At 67.2% G+C, this 20,452-nt stretch carries 17 protein-coding genes; all 17 read left to right on the top strand.

Translation table 11 applies throughout. The features are described 5' to 3' along the window. Positions 1-13: 13 nt before the first annotated feature. On the top strand, positions 14-1,873 hold the full coding sequence (locus F3K02_RS00595; protein ID WP_177132197.1) for an STAS domain-containing protein: 1,860 nt from the start codon (positions 14-16) through the stop codon (positions 1,871-1,873). A gap of 152 nt (positions 1,874-2,025) precedes the next feature. After that, positions 2,026-2,574 (top strand): ATP-dependent protease subunit HslV, encoded by a 549-nt coding sequence (gene hslV, locus F3K02_RS00590; protein ID WP_177132194.1) that lies wholly within the window; start codon positions 2,026-2,028, stop codon positions 2,572-2,574. Between the two features lie 8 nt (positions 2,575-2,582). Then, positions 2,583-3,911, top strand: coding sequence for an ATP-dependent protease ATPase subunit HslU (gene hslU, locus F3K02_RS00585; protein WP_177132191.1), 1,329 nt, complete (start codon positions 2,583-2,585; stop codon positions 3,909-3,911). A 344-nt stretch (positions 3,912-4,255) separates the two neighbouring features. Then, entirely contained in the window at positions 4,256-4,681 is a 426-nt protein-coding gene (gene mraZ, locus F3K02_RS00575; protein ID WP_177132753.1) for a division/cell wall cluster transcriptional repressor MraZ, read from the top strand. A 6-nt stretch (positions 4,682-4,687) separates the two neighbouring features. Beyond that, positions 4,688-5,614, top strand: a complete 927-nt coding sequence (gene rsmH / locus F3K02_RS00570; RefSeq protein ID WP_177132185.1) for a 16S rRNA (cytosine(1402)-N(4))-methyltransferase RsmH — start codon at positions 4,688-4,690, stop codon at positions 5,612-5,614. A 16-nt stretch (positions 5,615-5,630) separates the two neighbouring features. Then, positions 5,631-5,933 carry a cell division protein FtsL gene (ftsL, locus tag F3K02_RS00565; RefSeq protein WP_177132181.1) on the top strand — a complete coding sequence of 101 codons (303 nt, stop codon included), beginning with the start codon at positions 5,631-5,633 and terminating at the stop codon, positions 5,931-5,933. After that, on the top strand, positions 5,930-7,675 hold the full coding sequence (locus F3K02_RS00560; protein WP_177132178.1) for a peptidoglycan D,D-transpeptidase FtsI family protein: 1,746 nt from the start codon (positions 5,930-5,932) through the stop codon (positions 7,673-7,675). Before ftsL ends, F3K02_RS00560 begins: the two co-directional genes overlap by 4 nt. Then, positions 7,675-9,219, top strand: coding sequence for a UDP-N-acetylmuramoyl-L-alanyl-D-glutamate--2,6-diaminopimelate ligase (locus F3K02_RS00555; protein WP_177132175.1), 1,545 nt, complete (start codon positions 7,675-7,677; stop codon positions 9,217-9,219). Before F3K02_RS00560 ends, F3K02_RS00555 begins: the two co-directional genes overlap by 1 nt. Continuing rightward, positions 9,216-10,652: a UDP-N-acetylmuramoyl-tripeptide--D-alanyl-D-alanine ligase gene (locus tag F3K02_RS00550; protein WP_177132172.1), complete on the top strand. Its 1,437-nt coding sequence runs from the start codon at positions 9,216-9,218 to the stop codon at positions 10,650-10,652. Before F3K02_RS00555 ends, F3K02_RS00550 begins: the two co-directional genes overlap by 4 nt. Next, a complete protein-coding gene (gene mraY / locus F3K02_RS00545) occupies positions 10,642-11,820 on the top strand; it encodes a phospho-N-acetylmuramoyl-pentapeptide-transferase (RefSeq protein ID WP_177132169.1) in 1,179 nt (392 codons plus the stop codon). Before F3K02_RS00550 ends, mraY begins: the two co-directional genes overlap by 11 nt. Next, positions 11,817-13,658 carry a UDP-N-acetylmuramoyl-L-alanine--D-glutamate ligase gene (gene murD / locus F3K02_RS00540; protein WP_177132166.1) on the top strand — a complete coding sequence of 614 codons (1,842 nt, stop codon included), beginning with the start codon at positions 11,817-11,819 and terminating at the stop codon, positions 13,656-13,658. The genes mraY and murD overlap by 4 nt, the downstream gene beginning before the upstream one ends. Before the next feature lie 41 nt (positions 13,659-13,699). Beyond that, positions 13,700-14,944 (top strand): putative lipid II flippase FtsW, encoded by a 1,245-nt coding sequence (gene ftsW, locus F3K02_RS00535; protein WP_177132751.1) that lies wholly within the window; start codon positions 13,700-13,702, stop codon positions 14,942-14,944. Beyond that, positions 14,941-16,020, top strand: coding sequence for an undecaprenyldiphospho-muramoylpentapeptide beta-N-acetylglucosaminyltransferase (gene murG, locus F3K02_RS00530; protein WP_177132163.1), 1,080 nt, complete (start codon positions 14,941-14,943; stop codon positions 16,018-16,020). The genes ftsW and murG overlap by 4 nt, the downstream gene beginning before the upstream one ends. Next, on the top strand, positions 16,017-17,426 hold the full coding sequence (gene murC, locus F3K02_RS00525) for a UDP-N-acetylmuramate--L-alanine ligase (RefSeq protein WP_177132160.1): 1,410 nt from the start codon (positions 16,017-16,019) through the stop codon (positions 17,424-17,426). The genes murG and murC overlap by 4 nt, the downstream gene beginning before the upstream one ends. Then, the gene (locus F3K02_RS00520) at positions 17,423-18,403 is read left to right on the top strand and encodes a D-alanine--D-alanine ligase (RefSeq protein WP_177132157.1); all 981 of its coding nucleotides are present in this window, start codon (positions 17,423-17,425) and stop codon (positions 18,401-18,403) included. The genes murC and F3K02_RS00520 overlap by 4 nt, the downstream gene beginning before the upstream one ends. 10 nt (positions 18,404-18,413) lie before the next feature. Further along, the gene (locus tag F3K02_RS00515; protein ID WP_177132153.1) at positions 18,414-19,208 is read left to right on the top strand and encodes a cell division protein FtsQ/DivIB; all 795 of its coding nucleotides are present in this window, start codon (positions 18,414-18,416) and stop codon (positions 19,206-19,208) included. A 13-nt stretch (positions 19,209-19,221) separates the two neighbouring features. Then, positions 19,222-20,451 (top strand): cell division protein FtsA, encoded by a 1,230-nt coding sequence (ftsA, locus tag F3K02_RS00510; RefSeq protein ID WP_177132150.1) that lies wholly within the window; start codon positions 19,222-19,224, stop codon positions 20,449-20,451. Position 20,452: the final 1 nt, after the last annotated feature.

The following is a 20,452-nucleotide window of genomic DNA, read 5'->3' as shown; positions in this document are numbered from 1 at the left end:
GACGCTGAGCTTCATGTCCAAGGACGACTCCAACGGCGGCTTCCTGTCCAAGGTGGTGAAGTTCGTTCGCCATCCGACCACGAGCTGGTCGGATCTGGACACCCGCAGTGTGGACCGCGAGAGCGAGTACAGCAAAGCGGCCCTGAAGGAGATGATCGAGCGCAAGCGGCGCAACGACTTCGTGCGCAAGCGCGAATTCGACATGCTGCGCAAGATACGCAGCCGGGAAGGTCCCAGCGACGGTGGGCAGGGGGTGCGTCCCTCGTTCTTCCAGAGCAGCCTGCCGTCCAAGCCGGACGACAGGGCGATGACGCTCAAGAAGATCGACGAGATCGAGGCCCAGATGTCGATGCAATGGTGGAAAACCAAGGGGCCTGACTCCCTGACCACCAGCTCCAGCCTGAATTCGGGCGCGCACAGCACCGGGGGCACACCGCTCGATCGCAAGGGCGCTTCCAAGAAATCCGAAGCTTCGGTCGATCCCCAGGCCCGGCGTCGTGCCGCGCAGTACAACGAGACCGAAGCCTCCCCCCTGGTTGAGCCGGCCACGACTTCACCGGCGCCACCACCACCCCCCGCGCCCGGCGCGGGCAGCACGACGGCCACACGCACCGGACAGGCGCCTCGGGAGGACAGCGTGCCAGCGGCGAACGCGCCTACGTCGGCGCCGGCGCCGGCCGCCGCGCGCACCGGCCTGATGGCCCCCACCCAGCGTGGCGAGTTGGGCGGATCGGGCCCGGCCTTTTCCGCGTCGCATTTCTTTGCGCTGGACGTTCACGAAATCGCCCAGGATCCGGAGGTGGAAGAAGCCGCCATCCGTTTCGCCAACGGCGACGATGCCGGGGCCGAACAGGGCTTGCTGGACACCCTGGGCGAGGCCCAGGGGGGTGAAGACCGCCTCGACAACTGGCTGGCCCTGTTCGACCTCTACCGGGCCACTGGCCAACTGGCGCCGTTCGAGAGCCAGGCGCTGGATTTCGTGAACCGTTTTGGTCGCTCGGCGCCGCAGTGGGAGGACATGCTTGGGGCGGTGTCGGCCATGACCGGCAAGGCCTACAAACCGTCGGTGACCAATGGCCGCGCGGTCTGGGCGAGCGAGCCCGAACTCGATGCGCACGCGGTGGGCACCTTGCAGAACGTGCTGTTGCGGGCCAACCAGCCCTGGGTGCTGGATTGGGAGCCGCTGGAAGCGATCGATGTCAAGGCGGCCCGTGCGCTGCTGGGCATCTTCACCCTGTGGGGTGATCAGGACGTGGAGCTGTGCTTCATGGGGTCGAGCACGCTGCGCGATCTGCTCAAGTCCATGACGCCCTCAGGCCGGCGCGATGTGGAGCAGCTCTGGTGGGAGTTGCGCATGGCCGTGTTGCGGGTCATGAACCGGCCGGACGAATTCGAGTTGACCGCGCTGGACTTCTGCGTCACCTACGAGGTGTCTCCGCCAGGGTGGGAGATGCCGCGCTGCCATTTCCGTGCCTTGTCGGGCGGATCTCCGGAGAACGGCTCGTCCGTGCTGGGCGAAGTGGTGCTGGAACAGGTGCCGTCGGTGTTCCCGGGAGACTCCGTGATGGAGAGTCTGAGCTCCGGGCTGAATCAGCTCGGTCTGGTGGAGCTGTCGGGCGAGATCCGGGGCGATCCCCAGGCCACACTGGAAACCCTGGAGCAACGGTTGCAGGGCGCCGATGTGCTCATCATTTCCTGTCGCAACCTGATCCGTGTGGATTTTTCCGCGGCAGGCACCTTGCTCAACTGGGTCTCGGGCCACCATGCCGAAGGGCGCATGATCCAGTTCGTGGACGCGCACCGCCTGGTGTCCGCCTTTTTCCACGTCATCGGTATCACCGAATACGCCAAAGTGGTGGTGCGGAACGACTGAGGTTGGATCCCCCCGCGCCGCCTGCGGCGTCACCCCCCAGGGGGCGGCACTGGCGGCCCGGCGAAGCCGGTTCCGCGGTGCCCTTGGAAAGACACCCCCTCGATCTGCCACCGGGCTTGTGAACCTTCTGGGCATCCCCATCTCTTTATCCTATGGAATCATTTCACGGAACCACCATCGTCTGCGTGCGGCGCGAGACGCCCGAAGGTGTGCAGGTCGCCATCGGCGGTGACGGTCAGGTCACCTTGGGCCACATCGTGGTCAAGGGCACGGCGCGCAAGGTGCGCAAGCTCTACCACGACAAGGTGCTGGCCGGATTTGCCGGTGCCACGGCGGACGCCTTCACCCTGTTTGAGCGCTTTGAGGCCAAGCTCGAAAAACACCAGGGTCACCTGGTGCGCGCGGCCATCGAATTGACGCGCGACTGGCGCACCGACCGGGTGTTGCGCCGCCTGGAAGCCATGCTGGCCGTTGCCGATCACAGCGCCGCGCTGATCATCACCGGCAATGGCGACGTGCTGGAGCCCGAACACGGCGTGGTTGCCATCGGTTCGGGGGGCGCCTACGCCCAGGCCGCTGCCCGTGCCCTGACGCAGCACACGGCCCTGAGTGCCGAAGAGGTGGTGCGGCAATCGCTCGCGATCGCGGGCGAGATCTGCATCTACACCAACATGAACCACACGATCGAAACCCTGGATTGAGCGAACGCATGTCTTCAATGACCCCCCAGGAGATCGTCTCCGAACTCGACCGCTTCATCATCGGGCAAAAGGGCGCCAAGCGCGCCGTGGCCATCGCGCTGCGCAACCGCTGGCGCCGGCAGCAGGTGGACGAGAAGCTGCGGCCCGAGATCACGCCCAAGAACATCCTGATGATCGGCCCCACCGGTGTCGGCAAGACCGAAATCGCGCGCCGGCTGGCACGACTCGCCGATGCGCCCTTCATCAAGGTCGAAGCCACCAAATTCACCGAGGTGGGCTACGTGGGCAAGGACGTGGACGCCATCATCCGCGACCTGGCCGAGATCGCCGTCAAGCAGACGCGCGAAGTCGAGATGCGCAGCCAGCGTGTGCGTGCCGAAGACGCGGCCGAGGAGCGCATCCTCGATGCCTTGTTGCCGCCACCGCGCAGCACCGGCGCCGAGCCGGTGGCCGTTCCCGAGAGCACCGCACGGCAGAGCTTTCGCAAGAAGCTGCGCGAAGGACAGCTCGATGACCGGGAGATCGAGATCGAGCTGGCGGAGCCTCGCCCCACGATGGAAATCATGGGGCCCGCCGGCATGGAAGACATGGCCGAGCAGTTGCGCGGCATGTTCAGCCAGATGGGGCAGGACAAGCGCCGCTCGCGCAAACTCAAGATCGCCGAAGCGATGAAGCTCCTGGTTGACGAAGAAGCGGGCAAGCTGGTCAACGAGGAAGAGATCAAGGTGCGCGCTCTGCACAACGCCGAGCAGAACGGCATCGTCTTCATCGACGAGATCGACAAGGTGACCTCGCGCAGCGATACGGGTGGCGCCGAGGTGTCGCGCCAGGGCGTGCAGCGCGACCTGCTGCCGCTGGTGGAGGGCACGACCGTGTCCACCAAATACGGCATGGTCAAGACCGATCACATCCTGTTCATCGCCAGCGGCGCGTTCCACCTGTCCAAGCCGAGCGACCTGATTCCCGAGCTGCAGGGGCGTTTTCCGATCCGGGTCGAGTTGCAGTCGCTGTCGGTGGACGATTTTGAAGCCATCCTGACCCAGACCCATGCCTCGCTGGTGCGCCAGTACCAGGCCCTGCTGGCCACCGAAGGCGTGACGCTGGAGTTCACGCCCGAAGGCATCCGTCGCCTGGCGCAGATTGCCTGCGACGTGAACGAGCGCACCGAGAACATCGGCGCGCGCCGTCTGGCCACGGTGATGGAGCACCTGCTGGACGAAGTGAGTTTCGGTGCCACCGGGCTGCAGGGGCAGACGGTCCAGGTGGATGCGGCCTACGTGGATGGTCGTCTGGGCGAGCTCAGCCGCAATGAGGACCTATCCCGCTACATCCTCTAAGGTCCACGGAGCCCACGAAACCGCGTTCGCCCGCCCGGCGACCGCGGTTTTTTTCGTGTGGGTGGTGAGCGACCGACCAACGGCGCCGGGCCTGCCTCACGCCGCCCATTCCGTCCGTCGGGAATCCCTGGGTGTAACAGGGCTTTCAAGCATCACATGCAGAGGCGCTCGTAAGTGCTTGCTTTTGCTGCATTTTTGAGCAATAAATGCTTCAAAATGTGTTCTAAGTGCTTGATTTTATTGGAGAAATTTTTCAGCCGCCGGCTTGCATGCGCTTGAATTCCTGATAAAGTGGAAAAAAGTGCAATTAAGTGGTGAAAAGTGTTTTCCAAGGGCTGATCACGGTGTTCCAGGGTGCTTCCTCTCTCAGTCTCGATGCCAAGGGTCGGCTCTCCATGCCGACCCGGCACCGTGACGCCCTGGGCACGGCCGCCGGTCAACTCACGATCACCAAGCACCCGCACGGTTGCCTGATGGTATTCCCTCGCGACGAGTGGGAAAAGTTCCGTGCCCGCATCGCCGCCTTGCCCATGGATGCGCAATGGTGGCGGCGCATTTTCCTGGGCAATGCGATGGACGTCGAGATGGACGCGTCGGGTCGCGTGCTGGTTTCGCCCGAATTGCGTGCCGCCGCCGGCATTGCCAAAGACGCCGTGTTGCTGGGCATGGGTTCCTACCTGGAACTGTGGGATGCCCCGACCTACGCCGCCAAGGAGGCCGAAGCGATGCAGGCCGAGATGCCCGATGTGCTCAAGGATTTCTCGTTCTGAGGCCCCATGGTTCAAGACACATGGCAACACCAGACGGTTCTGCTGCACGAGGCTGTCGACGCCTTGGGCATCCAGCCGGACGGCCACTATGTCGACGCCACGTTCGGGCGGGGCGGGCACTCGCGCCTGATCCTGGAGAAGCTGTCAGCGAGCGGGCGCCTCACGGCGTTCGACAAGGACCCGCAAGCCGTGGCGGCTGCGCAGGAACTGGCGGCCAGCGATGGCCGCTTTTCCATCCGGCACCAGGGTTTCTGCCATCTGGGCGAACTGGGGGTCAGCACGGCGGACGGGGTGCTGATGGATCTGGGCGTGAGTTCGCCCCAGATCGACGACCCCGAAAGGGGTTTTTCTTTTCGTCACGATGGACCTCTGGACATGCGCATGGACACCACGCGCGGCCAGAGCGTGGCTCAGTGGCTGGAAACGGCCGAAGTCTCCACCCTCGCGGAGGTGATACGTGAATATGGCGAAGAACGGTTTGCTCAACAGGTTGCAAAGGCGATTGATCGTCGCCGACAGGAACGGGGCCCTCTTCGAACCACCCGCGAGTTGGCCGAAGTCGTGGCTGGCGCGGTCAAAACCCGCGAGCCGGGCAAGGACCCTGCAACGCGCACATTTCAGGCTTTTCGGATTTTCATCAACGCCGAGCTTGAAGAGTTGCAACAAGCGCTAGAGGCCAGCCTGCATGTCTTGCGTCCCGGAGGTCAACTGGTCGTGATCAGCTTCCATTCGCTGGAAGACCGCATGGTCAAGCAGTTCATGGCGCGCCACTCGCGCGCCGTGGTGGACCGCCGCGTGCCCTTTGCCGAGCCGGCCGAGATGCAGTTGGTCCGGGTGCGCCGCGTGATGCCTTCGGAGGCCGAGGTGCAGGGCAACCCGCGTTCGCGCAGCGCCGTGATGCGCGTGGCCGAACGCACGGAGGCGCCGGTATGAGCGAGAGGGGCCGTTCATGATCCGCCTGAACCTGATGCTGCTGGCCGCGGTGATGGTGAGCGCCTTTTATCTGGTGCACACCCAGTACGAGTTTCGCCGGCTCTACACCGCGGTGGACCGGGCCCAGTCGCAGGCGCGTCGGCTCGAAGCCGACCACGAACAGCTGCGTGTGCAGAAGCAGGCACAGGCCACCTCGGCGCGCGTGCAGCAGATCGCCACACGGCAGTTGAAGATGCGGCCGGTCAATCCCGGTATCACGGAGTACGTGAGCTTGCATGAGGCCCCTTCGGTCGCGGCAGGGCAGGAGGTCCGGCCATGAGCCCGCGCGGCAGCCGCAGCATCAACTACAGCGCCAGTCCCCTGCTGGCGAGCAAGACACCGGTCTGGCGCAGCAAGTTCATCGTCGCGGCGCTGGCTTTGGCGTTCGTCGGCCTGGGCGCTCGCGCGGCGTATGTGCAGGTGTTCGGCAACGACTTTTTCCAGCGCCAGGGTGAGGTACGGTTCGCGCGCACGCTGGAACTGCCGGCCAACCGGGGCCGCGTGCTCGACCGCAACGGCCTGATCCTGGCGACCAGCGTGGTGGCGCAGAGCCTCTGGGCCATTCCCGAGGACGTGGACAAGGCCGACCCGAAGCTCAAGACCCTGGCCAAGCTGCTGGGTCAGCCCTTTTCCGAGTTGAAGAAAAAACTGGCCAACGAGGACAAGACCTTTGTCTGGGTCCAGCGCCAGGTGGACGAGCCCCTGGCCAAGGAAATCGCCGCGCTGGGCATCAAGGGCATCTACCAGACCCGCGAATACAAGCGCCAGTATCCCGAAGGCGAGGCCGCGGCCCATGTGGTGGGTTTCACCAACGTGGAAGACCGGGGGCAGGAGGGCGTGGAGCTGGCCTTCAACAAGCAGCTGTCGGGCCGCAACGGTTCGCGCCGGGTGATCAAGGACCGCCTGGGCCGCGTGGTCGAGGACGTGCGCGATGTCGTGCCACCGGTGGACGGTCCCGACCTGCAGCTCTCCATCGACAGCAAGGTGCAGTATTTCGCTTACCAGAAGCTGCGTGACGCGGTGCTCGCGCACAAAGCCAAGGCAGGCAGCGTGGTGGTGCTGGACACCCAGACCGGTGAAATCCTGGCGCTGGCGAACTACCCGAGCTACGACCCGAACCGGCGCGCCAGACTCAGCGGTGAACAGTTGCGCAACCGCGTGCTGACCGACAGCTTTGAACCCGGCTCCACGATGAAGCCTTTCATCGCCGGGTTGGCGCTGGACAAGGGACTGGTCCGGCCGGAGACCCAGATACAGACCGCGCCCGGCCGCATCATGATCGGGGGCTCCAGCATCGGCGACGCCCACCCGCACGGCATCCTGACGGTCAACGAGATCATTCAGAAATCGAGCAATGTGGGCACCGTCAAGATGGCCATGCAGATGCATCCACGCGAGATGTGGGAAATTTTTGCCCAGGCGGGTTTCGGCCAGAAACCCCATGTGCCCTTCCCCGGCGCGGTGAGTGGACGCCTGCGCCCCTACAAGACCTGGCGCCCGATCGAGCAGGCGACCATGAGCTACGGCTACGGGCTCTCCGTGTCGTTGTTCCAGCTGGCGCAGGCCTACACCATCTTCGCGCGCGATGGCGAGCTGATCCCGGTCACGCTGCTCAAGGCCGAGACACCGGCCACCGGTGTGCGGGTGTTCAGCGAAAAAAACACGGTGGCCGTGCGCAAGATGCTGGAAATGGCCACCGGCCCCGGCGGTACTGCGCCCCAGGCCCAGACCATGGGCTATTCGGTGGGCGGCAAGACCGGCACGGCCCACAAGCAGGAAGGCAAGGGCTATGCGGCCAAGAAGTACCGCAGCTTCTTTGTCGGTCTGGCGCCGGTGGAAGCGCCGCGCATCGTGGTGGCGGTGATGGTGGACGAGCCCAGCAACGGACAGTACTTCGGAGGTCTGGTCGCAGCCCCGGTGTTCAGCGAAACGGTGCAGCAGACCCTGCGCATCCTGGGTGTGCAGCCCGACATGAACGTCAAGCCGCAGATCGTGACCGAGATCGTGGAGGAGTCGTTCTGATGCAGACGATCCAGCATCCCCAGGCCGTGGCGGGTTGGCTGCGCGAGCGCGTGCGCGGTCATCTGGATTGCGACAGCCGCCGTGTGCAGCCGGGCGATGGCTTCGTGGCCTGGCCCGGTGCCGCCACCGACGGACGCCGCTATGTGGCGGGGGCGCTGCAGGCGGGGGCTGCGGCGGTATTGGTCGAGCGCGAAGGCGTGGAAGCCTTCGACTTCGATGACGAGCGTGTGGCGGCTGTGCCCGGGCTCAAGGCGCAAGCGGGTCCGATCGCGAGCGCGTTTTATGCCGAGCCCAGCGCGGTGCTCGACGTGGTGGCTTTCACCGGCACCAACGGCAAGACCTCCAGCGCCTGGTGGATGGCCCAGCTGCTGTCGGCGGTGGGCCGGCCTTGCGCGGTGGTCGGTACCCTGGGCATTGGCCAGCCGCCGCTGGCGGGCGACGAGGGTCATGCCCTGGTGCCCACCGGCCTGACCACGCCCGACCCGGTGCTGCTGCAGGCGCGCCTGCGGGGCATGGTGGACGCGGGACTGAAAGCCTGCGCCATCGAAGCCTCTTCCATCGGCCTGATCGAGGGCCGCCTCAACGCGACCCAGATCCGTGTCGCGGTCTTCACCAATTTCACGCAGGACCACCTGGACTTCCACGGCAGCATGGCCGACTACTGGGCCGCCAAGGCCGCCCTGTTCGACTGGCCGGGTCTGGCCCATGCGGTGCTGAACCTCGACGATCCACAGGGCGCCTCGCTGGCGTCCTTGCTGCGGGGCAGGGGTCTGGATCTCTGGACGGTGGGCATCGAGGCCGTGGGCGGTTCAGGCGTTCCGCGGGTCTTCGCGCGCGACATCGGGTTCACCGACCACGGCATGCGCTTGACCGTGGGCGAGCGTGACGCAACGGGTGATGTGGTCGAGTCCCATGGTTTGAGCCTGCCGCTGGTCGGCCTGTACAACGTGTCCAACCTGCTGGGTGTGCTGGCCTCCGCCCGCGCGCTCGGTGTGTCGCTGGCCGATGCGGTGCGTGCCTGTGACGCGCTCACACCGGTGCCAGGCCGCATGGAGCAGGTGGCGGCCGCAGCGGGCCAGCCGCTGGTGCTGGTGGACTACGCCCACACGCCGGATGCGCTGGAAAAAGCCTTGCAGGCGCTACAGCCGCTGGCGCAGCAGCGCGGCGGTGCCCTCTGGGCGGTGGCGGGTTGCGGCGGCGACCGCGATGCCGGCAAGCGCCCGCTCATGGCCGCCGTGGCCGAGCGCGAGGCGCAGCACGTGGTGTTGACCAGCGACAACCCCCGGACCGAAGACCCGCTGGTCATCCTGAAACAGATGGTGGCCGGACTGTCCGACCCGACAAAAGCGCTGATCGAGGCCGACCGGGCCGCGGCCATCACGCTGGCGGTGCAGCGTGCCGATGCGGGGGACGTGGTGCTGATCGCGGGCAAGGGCCACGAGGACTACCAGGACGTGATGGGTGTGAAAAAACCGTTCTCCGATCTGGTGCAAGCGCGCGAGGCGCTTGTCCAGCGCGCCGCAGCGCCGGGAGCTTGCGCATGAAGAACTTGAACCAGCTGATGCTGCAACTCGGTGGCGCCCGTGCCGTGGGAGCGCACGGTGCGGCCGTCCTGCGCGTGCACACCGACACCCGCAGCCTGCAGCCGGGGGACCTGTTTGTGGCCCTCAAAGGCGAGCGCTTCGATGCGCACGATTTTCTGCCGCAGGCGCGCGCTGCCGGTGCCGTGGCCGCCATCGCTCACAGTGGCCTGGCGGCTGCCGGCCTGCCGGGCGTCGAGGTGCCCGATACGCGCCTGGCGCTGGGCGAGCTGGCCCGTCTGTGGCGCGAGCAGTTCAGCCTGCCGCTGATCGCCGTGACCGGCAGCAACGGCAAGACCACGGTGACGCAGATGGTCGCGGCCATCCTGCGCGCCGCGGCTGGCGATGCCGCCCACGCCACGCAAGGCAACCTGAACAACGACATCGGCGTGCCGCTCACGCTGCTGCGCCTGCGCGAGACGCACCGGCTGGCTGTGATCGAACTGGGCATGAACCACCCGGGCGAAATCGCCTACCTGGCCGCGCTGACCCAGCCCACGGTGGCCCTGGTCAACAACGCCCAGCGCGAGCACCAGGAGTTCATGGGCACGGTCGAAGCCGTGGCGCGCGAAAACGGGCAGGTGATCGCGGCCCTGCGCAGTGGTGGTGTGGCCGTGTTCCCCAGCGACGACGAATACACCTGGGTCTGGCGCGAACTGGCCGCAGGGCAGCGCGTGCTGACCTTCAGCGACAGCGATGCGGCCGCCGATGTGCGCGCGCTCAGCACCGACTGGTTGGACGGTGCCTGGGCATTGCGCTTCACCACGCCGTCGGGCGAGCAGGCTTGCCGCCTGCGCATCGCCGGCCGGCACAACGTGCGCAACGCCCTGGCGGCGGCGGCCTGTGCGCTGGCGGCGGGTGTGTCGCTCGCCGACATCGGACGCGGGCTGGATGCATTCGAACCTGTGGGTGGCCGCTCGCGCGCGCTCTCGCTGGCGCTGCCGGACCGCCATGTCACCCTGATCGACGACACCTACAACGCCAACCCCGATTCCGTGGTCGCGGCCATCCAGGTGCTGGCCGAACTGCCCGGCCCGCGCCTGCTGGTGCTGGGCGACATGGGCGAGGTGGGGGAGCAGGGCCTCGCCTTTCATCTCGAAGTGTTGCGCCTGGCGCAGGCCAGTGGCATCGAGGCCGTGCACTGCGCAGGCGACTGGATGCAGCAGGCCGTCACCGCCCTGAACGCCGCCGGCGAAAACGCCCCCACCCACTGGAGCGACGTGCCCGCCCTGGCCGCGCATGCGAGCGCCCTGGTCGCGGCCACGCCTGCGCCCGCGGTGCGCAGCGTGCTGGTGAAGGGCTCTCGATTCATGCGCATGGAGCGCGTGGTGCAGGGCCTGTTGGCCCTGACCGCGCCCGTGCAACAAGAACAAAAGGATTCCACCCATGCTGCTTAGCCTGACCCAATGGCTGCAGAACCTCGGACCCGAATTCGGGTTCCTGCGGGTCTTTCAGTACCTGACCTTCCGCGCCGTGATGGCCGCGCTCACCGCGCTCATCGTCGGTCTGGTGGCGGGTCCGTTTTTCATCCGCCGCCTCGCTGCACTCAAGATCGGTCAGCCGATCCGCGAATACGCGATGCAGAGCCACATCAGCAAGGGCGGCACGCCCACCATGGGTGGTGTGCTGATCCTGTTTGCGATCGCCCTGTCCACGCTGCTGTGGTTCGACTGGTCCAACCGCTTCACCTGGATCGTGCTGCTGGTGACGCTGGGCTTCGGCGCCATCGGCTGGGTGGACGACTGGCGCAAGGTGGTCCACAAGGACCCCGAGGGCATGCGCTCGCGCGAGAAGTATTTCTGGCAGTCGGTGATCGGTCTGGTGGCCGCGTTCTACCTGGCCTTCAGCGTGGCCGAAACCAGCAACCTGCGCGTGCTGCAGCTGTTCTTCAACTGGGTGGCCTCGGGCTTCACGCTCGAACTGCCGCCGCGCGCCGGCCTGATGGTGCCCTTCTTCAAGGAAGTGGCCTACCCGCTGGGTGTGTTCGGCTTCGTGGTCATGACCTACCTGGTGATCGTGGGGTCGAGCAACGCGGTGAACCTCACCGACGGGCTGGACGGCCTGGCGATCATGCCGGTGGTGATGGTGGGGTCGGCGCTCGGCGTGTTCGCCTACGTGACCGGCAGCGCCGTGTTCTCGCGCTACCTGCTGCTGCCGCACATTCCCGGGGCGGGCGAACTGCTGATTTTCTGCGCCGCCATGGCCGGTGCCGGTCTGGCCTTCCTGTGGTTCAACACCCACCCCGCGCAGGTCTTCATGGGCGACGTGGGCGCGCTCGCGCTGGGTGGCGCGCTGGGCACCATCGCCGTCATCGTGCGCCAGGAAATCGTGCTCGCCATCATGGGCGGCATCTTCGTGGTGGAGGCGCTGTCGGTGATGCTGCAGGTGAGCTATTTCAAATACACCAAGCGCCGCTTCGGCCAGGGCCGTCGCCTGTTCCAGATGGCGCCGCTGCACCACCACTTCGAGAAAAAGGGCTGGAAGGAGACGCAGGTCGTGGTCCGTTTCTGGATCATCACCATGCTGCTGTGCCTGGTGGGCCTCTCGACCCTGAAACTGCGATGAACCACCTGAAAGACCAACAAGTTCTCATCCTGGGCCTGGGCATCTCCGGCCTGGCGATGGCGCGCTGGTGCGTGCGCCAAGGGGCGGTGGTGACGGTGGCCGACACGCGCGAGAACCCGCCTTCGCTGGCGGCCTTGCGCGCCGAGTGCCCGCAGGCGGCTTTTGTCGCCGGCCCTTTTGACGACAGCCTGCTGGTGCGCCAGCCCTGGAACGTGATCGCGCGCAGCCCCGGCCTGCCGCCCGAACAGCTGGCACCGGCACGCGCCTGGGCGCAGCAGCACGGTGCCGCCTTCGTCGGCGAACTCGACCTGTTTGCGCAGGCGCTGCAGGACCTGTCGACGCGCGAGCGCCTGCCTTACAAGCCCCAGGTGCTGGCCATCACCGGCACCAACGGCAAGACCACCGTGACCTCGCTCACCGGCCTGCTGCTGCAGCGCTGTGGCCTGAACGTTGCTGTGGCCGGCAACATCGGCCCGGCGCTGCTGGACGTGCTGGGCGCGGCGCTGGACGCCGAAGCGCAGGCCGAGGCCGCCGAACGGGCGGAAGCCGAAGCGGCACAACAGGCCGAGCAGGACAGGCTGGACGCACAGCCCGCCGCCGAACCGTTGGCGCTGTTGCCTGCCGGGGACGTTTCTGAGCCAGCGCCCGTCGAAGAAGGTGCCCGGCCCGTGCTGGAAAGCCAGGACGAATTGTTGCCCGCTGACGCAGAAGAGCCCTTGTCGGTTCCGGGCGAAGACGATGACGCGCCGTTGATGCTGGTGCCGCCACCCATCGAGCCCCCACCGCCCCCGCACCTGCCCCTCGTCTGGGTGCTTGAACTCTCCAGCTTCCAGCTCGACGGCACCGCCGGGGGCGCCTGGGACAGCGTGCCCACGGCGGCCACCGTGCTCAACATCACCGAAGACCACCTGGACTGGCACGGTTCGTTGGCCGCCTACGCGCAGGCCAAGGCCGCGGTGTACGGCGCGCGGGCGCTGATGCTGCTGAACCGCGACGACGCCCAGGTCATGGCCATGAAGCCGGGCAACGTGACCGTGAAGGTCGGCGGCCGCAACCGCCAGCAGCCGGCCCGGCCTTACGCCACCTTCGGCCTGGAGGTGCCCACACGCCCCGGCGACTGGGGCATCGAGTCGGTCAACGGCATGACCTGGCTGGTGCGCGCGCTCGCGCTGGACGAAACCCGCAAACGGGGCCGTGCGGCGGACGAAGAGGAGGAGATCTACTTCCAGCGCCTGATGCCGGTGGACGCCCTGCGCATCCGCGGCCGCCATAACGCGGCCAACGCGCTGGCCGCGCTCGCGCTGGCCATCTCCACCGGCGCGCCACTGGGTCCGATGCTGCACGGCCTGCGCGAGTACCGCGGCGAGCCGCACCGCGTGGAGCCGGTGGCCATCATCAACGGGGTCGAGTACTTCGACGACAGCAAGGGCACCAACGTGGGCGCCACGCTGGCCGCCATCAACGGCCTGGGTGCCGACCGGCGCCTGGTCGTGATCCTCGGGGGTGACGGCAAGGGGCAGGATTTTTCGCCACTGGCTGCGCCACTGGCCCGCCACGCCCGCGCCGTGCTGCTGATCGGTCGCGACGCGGCGACCCTCCGTGGCCAGGTGGCGCAGGCCGTCGAAGAAGCCGGCATTCCCCTGCTGGACGCCAGCAGCCTGCCCGGGGCCGTCGCGCTGGCGGCGCAGCAGGCGTTGTCGGGCGATGCGGTGTTGCTGTCACCCGCCTGCGCCAGCCTGGACATGTTCAAGGATTACAAGCACCGCGCCGCGGTCTTCGTCGAGGCGGTCGCCGAGCTCGCCCATGAACAGGGCGTGGAACTGGAGGGCGGGCTGTGAGCACGCGCCTGCACAACACCTTGAGCGGTCTGCGCGCCGCCATGGGCGGACTGCTGCCGCGTCTGGTGGGCCTGGGCCCGGCGGGCGGCGATGGTCTGCCGGTGCGCCTGTCCAACCGCACCTACGCGGGCACGCGCCAGGGTCCGGTGCGTGAACTCGGGTTCGATCAGCCGCTGCTCTGGGTCGCAGTGGCGCTGATGGCCTGGGGGCTGGTGATGGTGTATTCGGCCTCGATCGCCTTGCCCGACAACCCGCGCTTCGCCAACTACGCGCACACGCACTTCGTGGTGCGCCACGGCTTCTCCATCCTCATCGGTCTCGTGACCGCGCTGATGGCGTTCCAGTTCCCGCTGCGCACCTGGGAAAAACTCGCCCCCTGGCTGTTCGCCGTGGCGCTGCTGATGCTGGTGCTGGTGTTGATCCCCGTCATCGGCAAGGGTGTGAACGGCGCCCGGCGCTGGATTCCGCTGGGCATCATGAACTTCCAGCCCTCCGAGCTGGCCAAGCTCGCGGTGCTGCTCTACGCCGCCGACTACATGGTGCGCAAGATGGACGTCAAGGAGCGCTTCTTCCGCGCCGTGGCGCCGATGGCGGTGGCCGTGGGCGTGGTCGGCATGCTGCTGCTGGCCGAGCCAGACATGGGCGCCTTCATGGTGATCGTGGTCATCGCCATGGGCATCCTGTTCCTCGGCGGCGTCAACGCGCGCATGTTCTTCCTGATGGCGCTGGTGGTTGTGGGCGCGTTCGCGGTCATGGTCATGACCAGCGAGTTCCGGCGCCAGCGGGTGTTTGCCTACCTCGACCCCTGGAGCATGGAGCATGCGCTGGGCAAGGGTTACCAGCTCTCGCACTCGCTGATCGCCTTCGGGCGTGGCGAGATCTTTGGCGTCGGTCTGGGCGGCAGTGTCGAGAAGCTGCACTGGCTGCCCGAGGCCCACACCGACTTCCTGCTCGCGGTGATCGGGGAAGAGTTCGGCCTGATCGGGGTGTTGGTCGTGATCAGTCTGTTCCTCTGGCTCACGCGCCGCATCATGCACATCGGCCGCCAGGCCATCGCGCTCGACCAGGTGTTCGCCGGCCTCGTGGCGCAAGGCGTGGGCCTGTGGATGGGTTTCCAGGCCTTCATCAACATCGGTGTGAACCTCGGTGCCCTGCCGACCAAGGGCCTGACCTTGCCGCTGATGAGCTACGGCGGATCCGCCATCCTGCTCGAACTCACCGCCCTGGCCATCGTGCTGCGCGTCGACTACGAGAACAGACAGTTGATGAAAGGTGGGCGGTCATGAGCAAGACGCCTTGCGCCCTCATCATGGCCGGCGGCACCGGTGGCCACATCTTCCCCGGTCTGGCCGTGGCCGAAGCCTTGCGTGAGCGCGGCTGGCGCGTACACTGGCTGGGCGCACCCGGCAGCATGGAGAGCCGGCTGGTGCCGCCGCGCGGCTTCCCGCTGGAGCTGGTCGATTTCGGCGGCGTGCGCGGCAAAGGCGTGAAAACGCTGTTCCTGCTGCCGCTGCGCCTGTTGCGCGCTTTCTGGCAGGCGCTGCAGGTGGTGCGCCGCGTCCAGCCCGACGTGCTGGTCGGCCTGGGCGGCTACATCACCTTCCCCGGCGGCATGATGGGCACGCTGCTCGGCAAGCCGCTGGTGCTGCACGAGCAGAACTCGGTGGCCGGCATGGCCAACAAGGTGCTCACCGGCGTCGCTGACCGGGTGTTCACCGCTTTTCCCAACGTCTTCAAGAAAGCCGAATGGGTGGGCAACCCGCTGCGCGCCGAATTCCTGCGCCAGCCGGTGCCCGCCGAGCGCTTTGCCGGACGCAGCGGCCCCTTGCGCCTGCTGGTGGTGGGTGGCAGCCTGGGCGCCAAGGCGCTCAACGACACGGTGCCGCAGGCCCTCGCGCTCATTCCCTCGGCCCAGCGTCCGCAGGTCATTCACCAGAGCGGCGAAAAGCAGATCGAGGCGCTGCGCGCCAACTACACGGCGGCCGGTGTGCTGGCCGAACTCACGCCCTTCATCGATGACACGGCACAGGCGTTTGCCGACGCCGACCTGATCGTCTGCCGGGCCGGCGCCAGCACTGTCACCGAGATCGCCGCGGTGGGCGCGGCGGCGCTGTTCGTGCCGTTCCCGCACGCGGTGGACGACCACCAGACCGCCAACGCCCGCTTCCTGACGGATGCCGGTGGCGCCTGGCTGGTGCAGCAGACCGAACTCACGCCGGCCTCGCTGGCGATGAAGCTGCAGACGCTGCAGCGCGAACAACTGATGGAGATGGCCGGCAAGGCCAAGCAGATGGAAAAGACAGAAGCCGTGGCGGCCGTGGTGTCCGCCTGCGAGCAACTCGCGAAAGTACAACCGTCATGAAACACGCCATTCGCCATATTCACTTCGTCGGCATCGGCGGCAGCGGCATGAGCGGCATCGCCGAGGTGCTGCTCAACCAGGGTTACCGCATCTCCGGCAGCGACCTGGGCGAGAGCACGGTCACGCGCCGGCTGGTGGCGCTGGGCGCCGAGGTGTTCATCGGCCACGATGCGGCCCACATCGGCGGGGCCGACGCCATCGTCACCTCCACCGCGGTGAAGGACGACAACCCCGAGGTGATCGCCGCGCACGCCAAGCTGGTGCCGGTGGTGCCACGCGCCGTGATGCTGGCCGAGCTGATGCGCATGAAAAAAGGCGTGGCGATCGCCGGCACGCACGGCAAGACCACCACTACCAGCCTGGTGGCCAGCGTGCTCGCCGCCGCGAACCTGGACCCGACCTTCGTGATCGGCGGCCGCCTCAACAGCGCGGGCGCCAACGCGCAACTGGGTTCGGGTGAATACATCGTGGTCGAGGCCGACGAATCCGACGCCTCGTTCCTGAACCTGCTGCCGGTGCTCTCGGTCGTCACCAACATCGACGCCGACCACATGGACACCTATGGCCACGACTTCGGCCGGCTCAAGGGCGCGTTCATCGAGTTCCTGCACAAGATGCCGTTCTACGGCACCGCCGTGGTGTGCGTGGATGACCCGTCGATCCGCGAGATCCTGCCGCAGATCGCGCGCCCCATCACCAGCTACGGCTTCTCGGAAGACGCCCAGGTGCGTGCGGTGAACGTGCGTGCGGTGGGTGGTCAGATGCACTTCACCGTGCAGCGCAAGAACGGCATCCAGATGCCCGACCTGGACGTGGTGCTCAACCTGCCCGGGAACCACAACGTGCTCAATGCGCTGGCCGCGATCGGTATCGCGGTCGAGCTGGGGGTCGCCGACGCGGCGGTGCAGCAGGCGCTGGCCGAGTTCAAGGGCGTGGGCCGGCGCTTCCAGCGCTACGGCGAAGCGGCCCTGCCTTCGGGTGGCAGCTGCACCCTGGTGGACGACTACGGCCACCACCCGGTGGAGATGGCGGCCACGTTGTCCGCGGCGCGTGGTGCCTTCCCGGACCGTCGCCTGGTGCTGGCCTTCCAGCCGCACCGCTACAGCCGCACGCGCGACTGTTTCGAAGATTTCGTGAAAGTGATCAACCAGGCCGACGCGGTGCTGCTGGCCGAGGTGTACGCCGCGGGCGAGGCGCCCATCGTGGCGGCCGACGGTCGTTCGCTGGCGCGTGCGCTGCGGGTGGCGGGCAAGCTGGAGCCGGTGTTTGTGGACGACATCGCCGCCATGCCGCAGGCCGTGCTGGACAACGCGCGCGACGGCGACGTGGTGCTCTGCATGGGCGCGGGCTCCATTGGGGCGGTGGCCGGACAGGTGGTTGAGCTGGCGCAGAAGGACAGGACATGAACGCAGGGGTGAAGACCGTGAATATCGACGTCAAGGCACTGGGCAAGGTGGCCGTGCTCATGGGAGGGCGCTCGGCCGAGCGCGAGGTGTCGCTCATGTCGGGCACGGGCGTGCTGGCCGCGCTGCAGTCCAAGGGCGTGGATGCGCACGCCTTCGATCCGGCCGAACGCGATCTGGGTGATCTCAAGCGCGAAGGGTTTGCGCGTTGCTTCATCGCGCTGCACGGCCGCTTCGGCGAAGACGGCACGGTGCAGGGCGCGCTGGAGCTGCTGGGCATTCCCTACACCGGCCCGGGCGTGATGGCTTCGGCGGTGGCCATGGACAAGCTCATGACCAAGCGCATCTGGATCGCCGAGGGCCTGTCCACCCCGGCCTGGCGCCAGGTGCACAGCGCCGAAGAAACCCGCGCCGCCTTCGCGGCCCTGGGTTCGCACATGATCGTGAAGCCGGTGCGCGAGGGTTCCACCATCGGCCTGAGCAAGGTCCTGACGCTGGCGGAATGCGACGCCGCCTACGCGCTGGCTTCGGGCCAGGACCCGATGGTGATGTGTGAACAGTTCATCGCCGGCGACGAAGTCACCATCCCGGTGCTGGGCACGGGCGCCGAGGCCCGCGCGCTGCCGGTGATCCGCATCGTGGCGCCCGACGGCAACTACGACTACCAGCACAAGTACTTCACCGACGACACGAAATACCTCGTGCCCTGCGGCCTGCCCGAAGGCGAAGAGGCCGCCATCCAGGCGCTGGTGCTCAAGGCCTTCCGGACGCTGGACTGCCGCGGCTGGGCCCGGGCCGACGTGATGATCGACGGCAGGACGCGCAAGCCGTACCTGCTGGAAATCAACACCTCGCCGGGCATGACCGGGCATTCTCTGGTGCCGATGTCGGCGCGCGCCACCGGGCTTTCCTACGAAGACCTGTGCCTGACGCTGCTGGCCAGTGCGGCGCTGGACAACCCGGCAAACGGACAAGGCTGAAAGACCCGCCATGGCCCAGACCGACCTGCCCCTGGACGTCAAGCTCATGACCATGGTGACCCACGCCCTGGTGATGGTGTTTGCCGTGCTGTGTCTGGGCGCGTTGGCCAACTGGGTGCTGCGCCACCCGGTCTGGGCGGTGCGGGCGATCGCGGTGCACGGCGAGGTGGACCACCAGAACGCGGTGGGCCTGCGCGCCCAGCTGGCGACCCAGATGCGGAGCCGGCTGTCGGGTGGCCTGCTGGCCATGGACCTGCAGCCGGTGCGGCAGATGTTCGAGGCCGTGCCCTGGGTGCGGCAGGCGCTGGTGCAGCGTGAGTTTCCCAACCGCCTGCGCGTCACGCTCGAAGAACACCGGGCGGTGGCCTGGTGGGGGCAGGCTGGCGGCGGTCAGCTGGTCAACCACCTGGGTGAGATCTTTGATGCCAGTCCGGACGATGGCGACGGCCTGCCCGAGCTGGCCGGGCCGACCGCGCGGGTGGGTGAAGTCTGGGCCCTGTACCAGTTGCTCGATGCCGAGCTGGAGCGGCTGGACCTCGGCATCGAACGGCTCGAACTCAGCGAACGCGGCAGCTGGCGCGCGACGCTGGACAACGGCGCCCGCATGGAGCTGGGGCGCGGCACTCCCGAGGAACTGCTGGCGCGTGCGCGCCGCTTCACCGCCACCGTGAGCCAACTCGCCGAACGCTACCCCGGTGCGGTGCAGTCCGTCGACCTGCGCTACCCCAATGGTTACGCCCTGCGCATGCGCGGCGTCACCACCGTCAACGAAGAAGACGCGAAACCCGCGAACAACACCCGGTAATCAAGAAATCATCATGGCCAAGGAATACAAAGATCTGGTGGTTGGACTCGACATCGGCACCGCCAAAATCATGGTGGTGGTGGCCGAGGTCCAGGCCAACGGCGAACTCAAGCTCGCGGGCCTGGGTGTGTCGGCCAGCCACGGCCTGAAGCGCGGCGTGGTGGTCAACATCGACGCCACGGTGCAGAGCATCCAGCAGGCCCTGAAAGAGGCCGAGCTGATGGCCGACTGCCGCATCGCCCGCGTCTACACCGGCATCACCGGCAGCCACATCCGCGGCATCAACTCCAGCGGCATGGTGGCCATCAAGGACCGCGAGGTCACGCCGGCCGACGTGGCGCGCGTGATCGAAACCGCCAAGGCCATCAACATCTCGACCGACCAGCGCCTGCTGCTGGTGGAGCCGCAGGAGTTCGTGATCGACGGCCAGGAAGTGAAAGAGCCGATCGGCATGAGTGGCATCCGGCTCGAAGCCAAGGTGCACATCGTGACCGGCGCCCAGAGCGCGGCCGAAAACATCATCAAGTGCGTGCGCCGCTGCGGGCTGGAGGTGGACCAGCTCATGCTCAATCCGCTGGCGTCCAGCCAGGCGGTGCTGACCGATGACGAGAAGGAACTCGGCGTGGCCTTGGTCGACATCGGCGCCGGCACCACCGACGTGGCCATCTTCGCGGGCGGCGCGATCCGCCACACCGCGGTGATCCCGATCGCGGGCGACCTGATCACCAGCGACATCGCCATGGCGCTGCGCACGCCCACCAAGGACGCCGAAGACATCAAGGTCGAATACGGATGTGCCAAGCAGTTGCTGGCCGACCCCGACACCCAGGTCGAGGTGCCCGGTCTGGGCGACCGCGGTCCGCGTCTGCTCGGCCGCCAGGCGCTCGCCGGCGTGATCGAGCCGCGGGTGGAAGAGATTTTTGCGCTGGTGCAGCAGGTGGTGCGCGACTCCGGGTTCGAAGAAGTCCTGTCTTCGGGCATCGTGCTCACGGGCGGCAGCGCCGTCATGCACGGCATGGTCGAGCTGGGCGAAGACATCTTCCTGAAGCCGGTGCGCCGCGGCATCCCGCACTACGCGTCGGCCTTGTCGGACATGGTGGCCCAGCCGCGTGCGGCCACGGTCATGGGCCTGCTGGAAGAAGCGCGCCTGGCGCGTGTGCGCGGGCACAAGGTGGCGCAGAAGGCGGGCTCCATGCAGGGCGCGCTGGAACGCATGAAGAACTGGTTTGTGGGGACTTTCTGAT

The organism is Hydrogenophaga aromaticivorans, assembly GCF_013387465.1.
GTDB lineage: Bacteria > Pseudomonadota > Gammaproteobacteria > Burkholderiales > Burkholderiaceae_C > Hydrogenophaga > Hydrogenophaga aromaticivorans.
The sequence above is the reverse complement of the archived record's forward strand: the minus strand, read 5'-3'. Positions and strand labels throughout refer to the sequence as shown.

Coding starts and splice junctions, on each gene's coding strand:
- F3K02_RS00515 (WP_177132153.1), top strand. CDS start 18,414: ATGGCCCAGACCGACCTGCCCCTGGACGTCAAGCTCATGACCATGGTG.
- ftsL (WP_177132181.1), top strand. CDS start 5,631: ATGATCCGCCTGAACCTGATGCTGCTGGCCGCGGTGATGGTGAGCGCC.
- F3K02_RS00555 (WP_177132175.1), top strand. CDS start 7,675: ATGCAGACGATCCAGCATCCCCAGGCCGTGGCGGGTTGGCTGCGCGAG.
- murG (WP_177132163.1), top strand. CDS start 14,941: ATGAGCAAGACGCCTTGCGCCCTCATCATGGCCGGCGGCACCGGTGGC.
- hslV (WP_177132194.1), top strand. CDS start 2,026: ATGGAATCATTTCACGGAACCACCATCGTCTGCGTGCGGCGCGAGACG.
- ftsA (WP_177132150.1), top strand. CDS start 19,222: ATGGCCAAGGAATACAAAGATCTGGTGGTTGGACTCGACATCGGCACC.
- ftsW (WP_177132751.1), top strand. CDS start 13,700: ATGGGCGGACTGCTGCCGCGTCTGGTGGGCCTGGGCCCGGCGGGCGGC.
- F3K02_RS00595 (WP_177132197.1), top strand. CDS start 14: ATGTCCAAGGACGACTCCAACGGCGGCTTCCTGTCCAAGGTGGTGAAG.
- F3K02_RS00550 (WP_177132172.1), top strand. CDS start 9,216: ATGAAGAACTTGAACCAGCTGATGCTGCAACTCGGTGGCGCCCGTGCC.
- F3K02_RS00560 (WP_177132178.1), top strand. CDS start 5,930: ATGAGCCCGCGCGGCAGCCGCAGCATCAACTACAGCGCCAGTCCCCTG.
- rsmH (WP_177132185.1), top strand. CDS start 4,688: ATGGTTCAAGACACATGGCAACACCAGACGGTTCTGCTGCACGAGGCT.
- murC (WP_177132160.1), top strand. CDS start 16,017: ATGAAACACGCCATTCGCCATATTCACTTCGTCGGCATCGGCGGCAGC.
- murD (WP_177132166.1), top strand. CDS start 11,817: ATGAACCACCTGAAAGACCAACAAGTTCTCATCCTGGGCCTGGGCATC.
- F3K02_RS00520 (WP_177132157.1), top strand. CDS start 17,423: ATGAACGCAGGGGTGAAGACCGTGAATATCGACGTCAAGGCACTGGGC.
- mraY (WP_177132169.1), top strand. CDS start 10,642: ATGCTGCTTAGCCTGACCCAATGGCTGCAGAACCTCGGACCCGAATTC.
- hslU (WP_177132191.1), top strand. CDS start 2,583: ATGTCTTCAATGACCCCCCAGGAGATCGTCTCCGAACTCGACCGCTTC.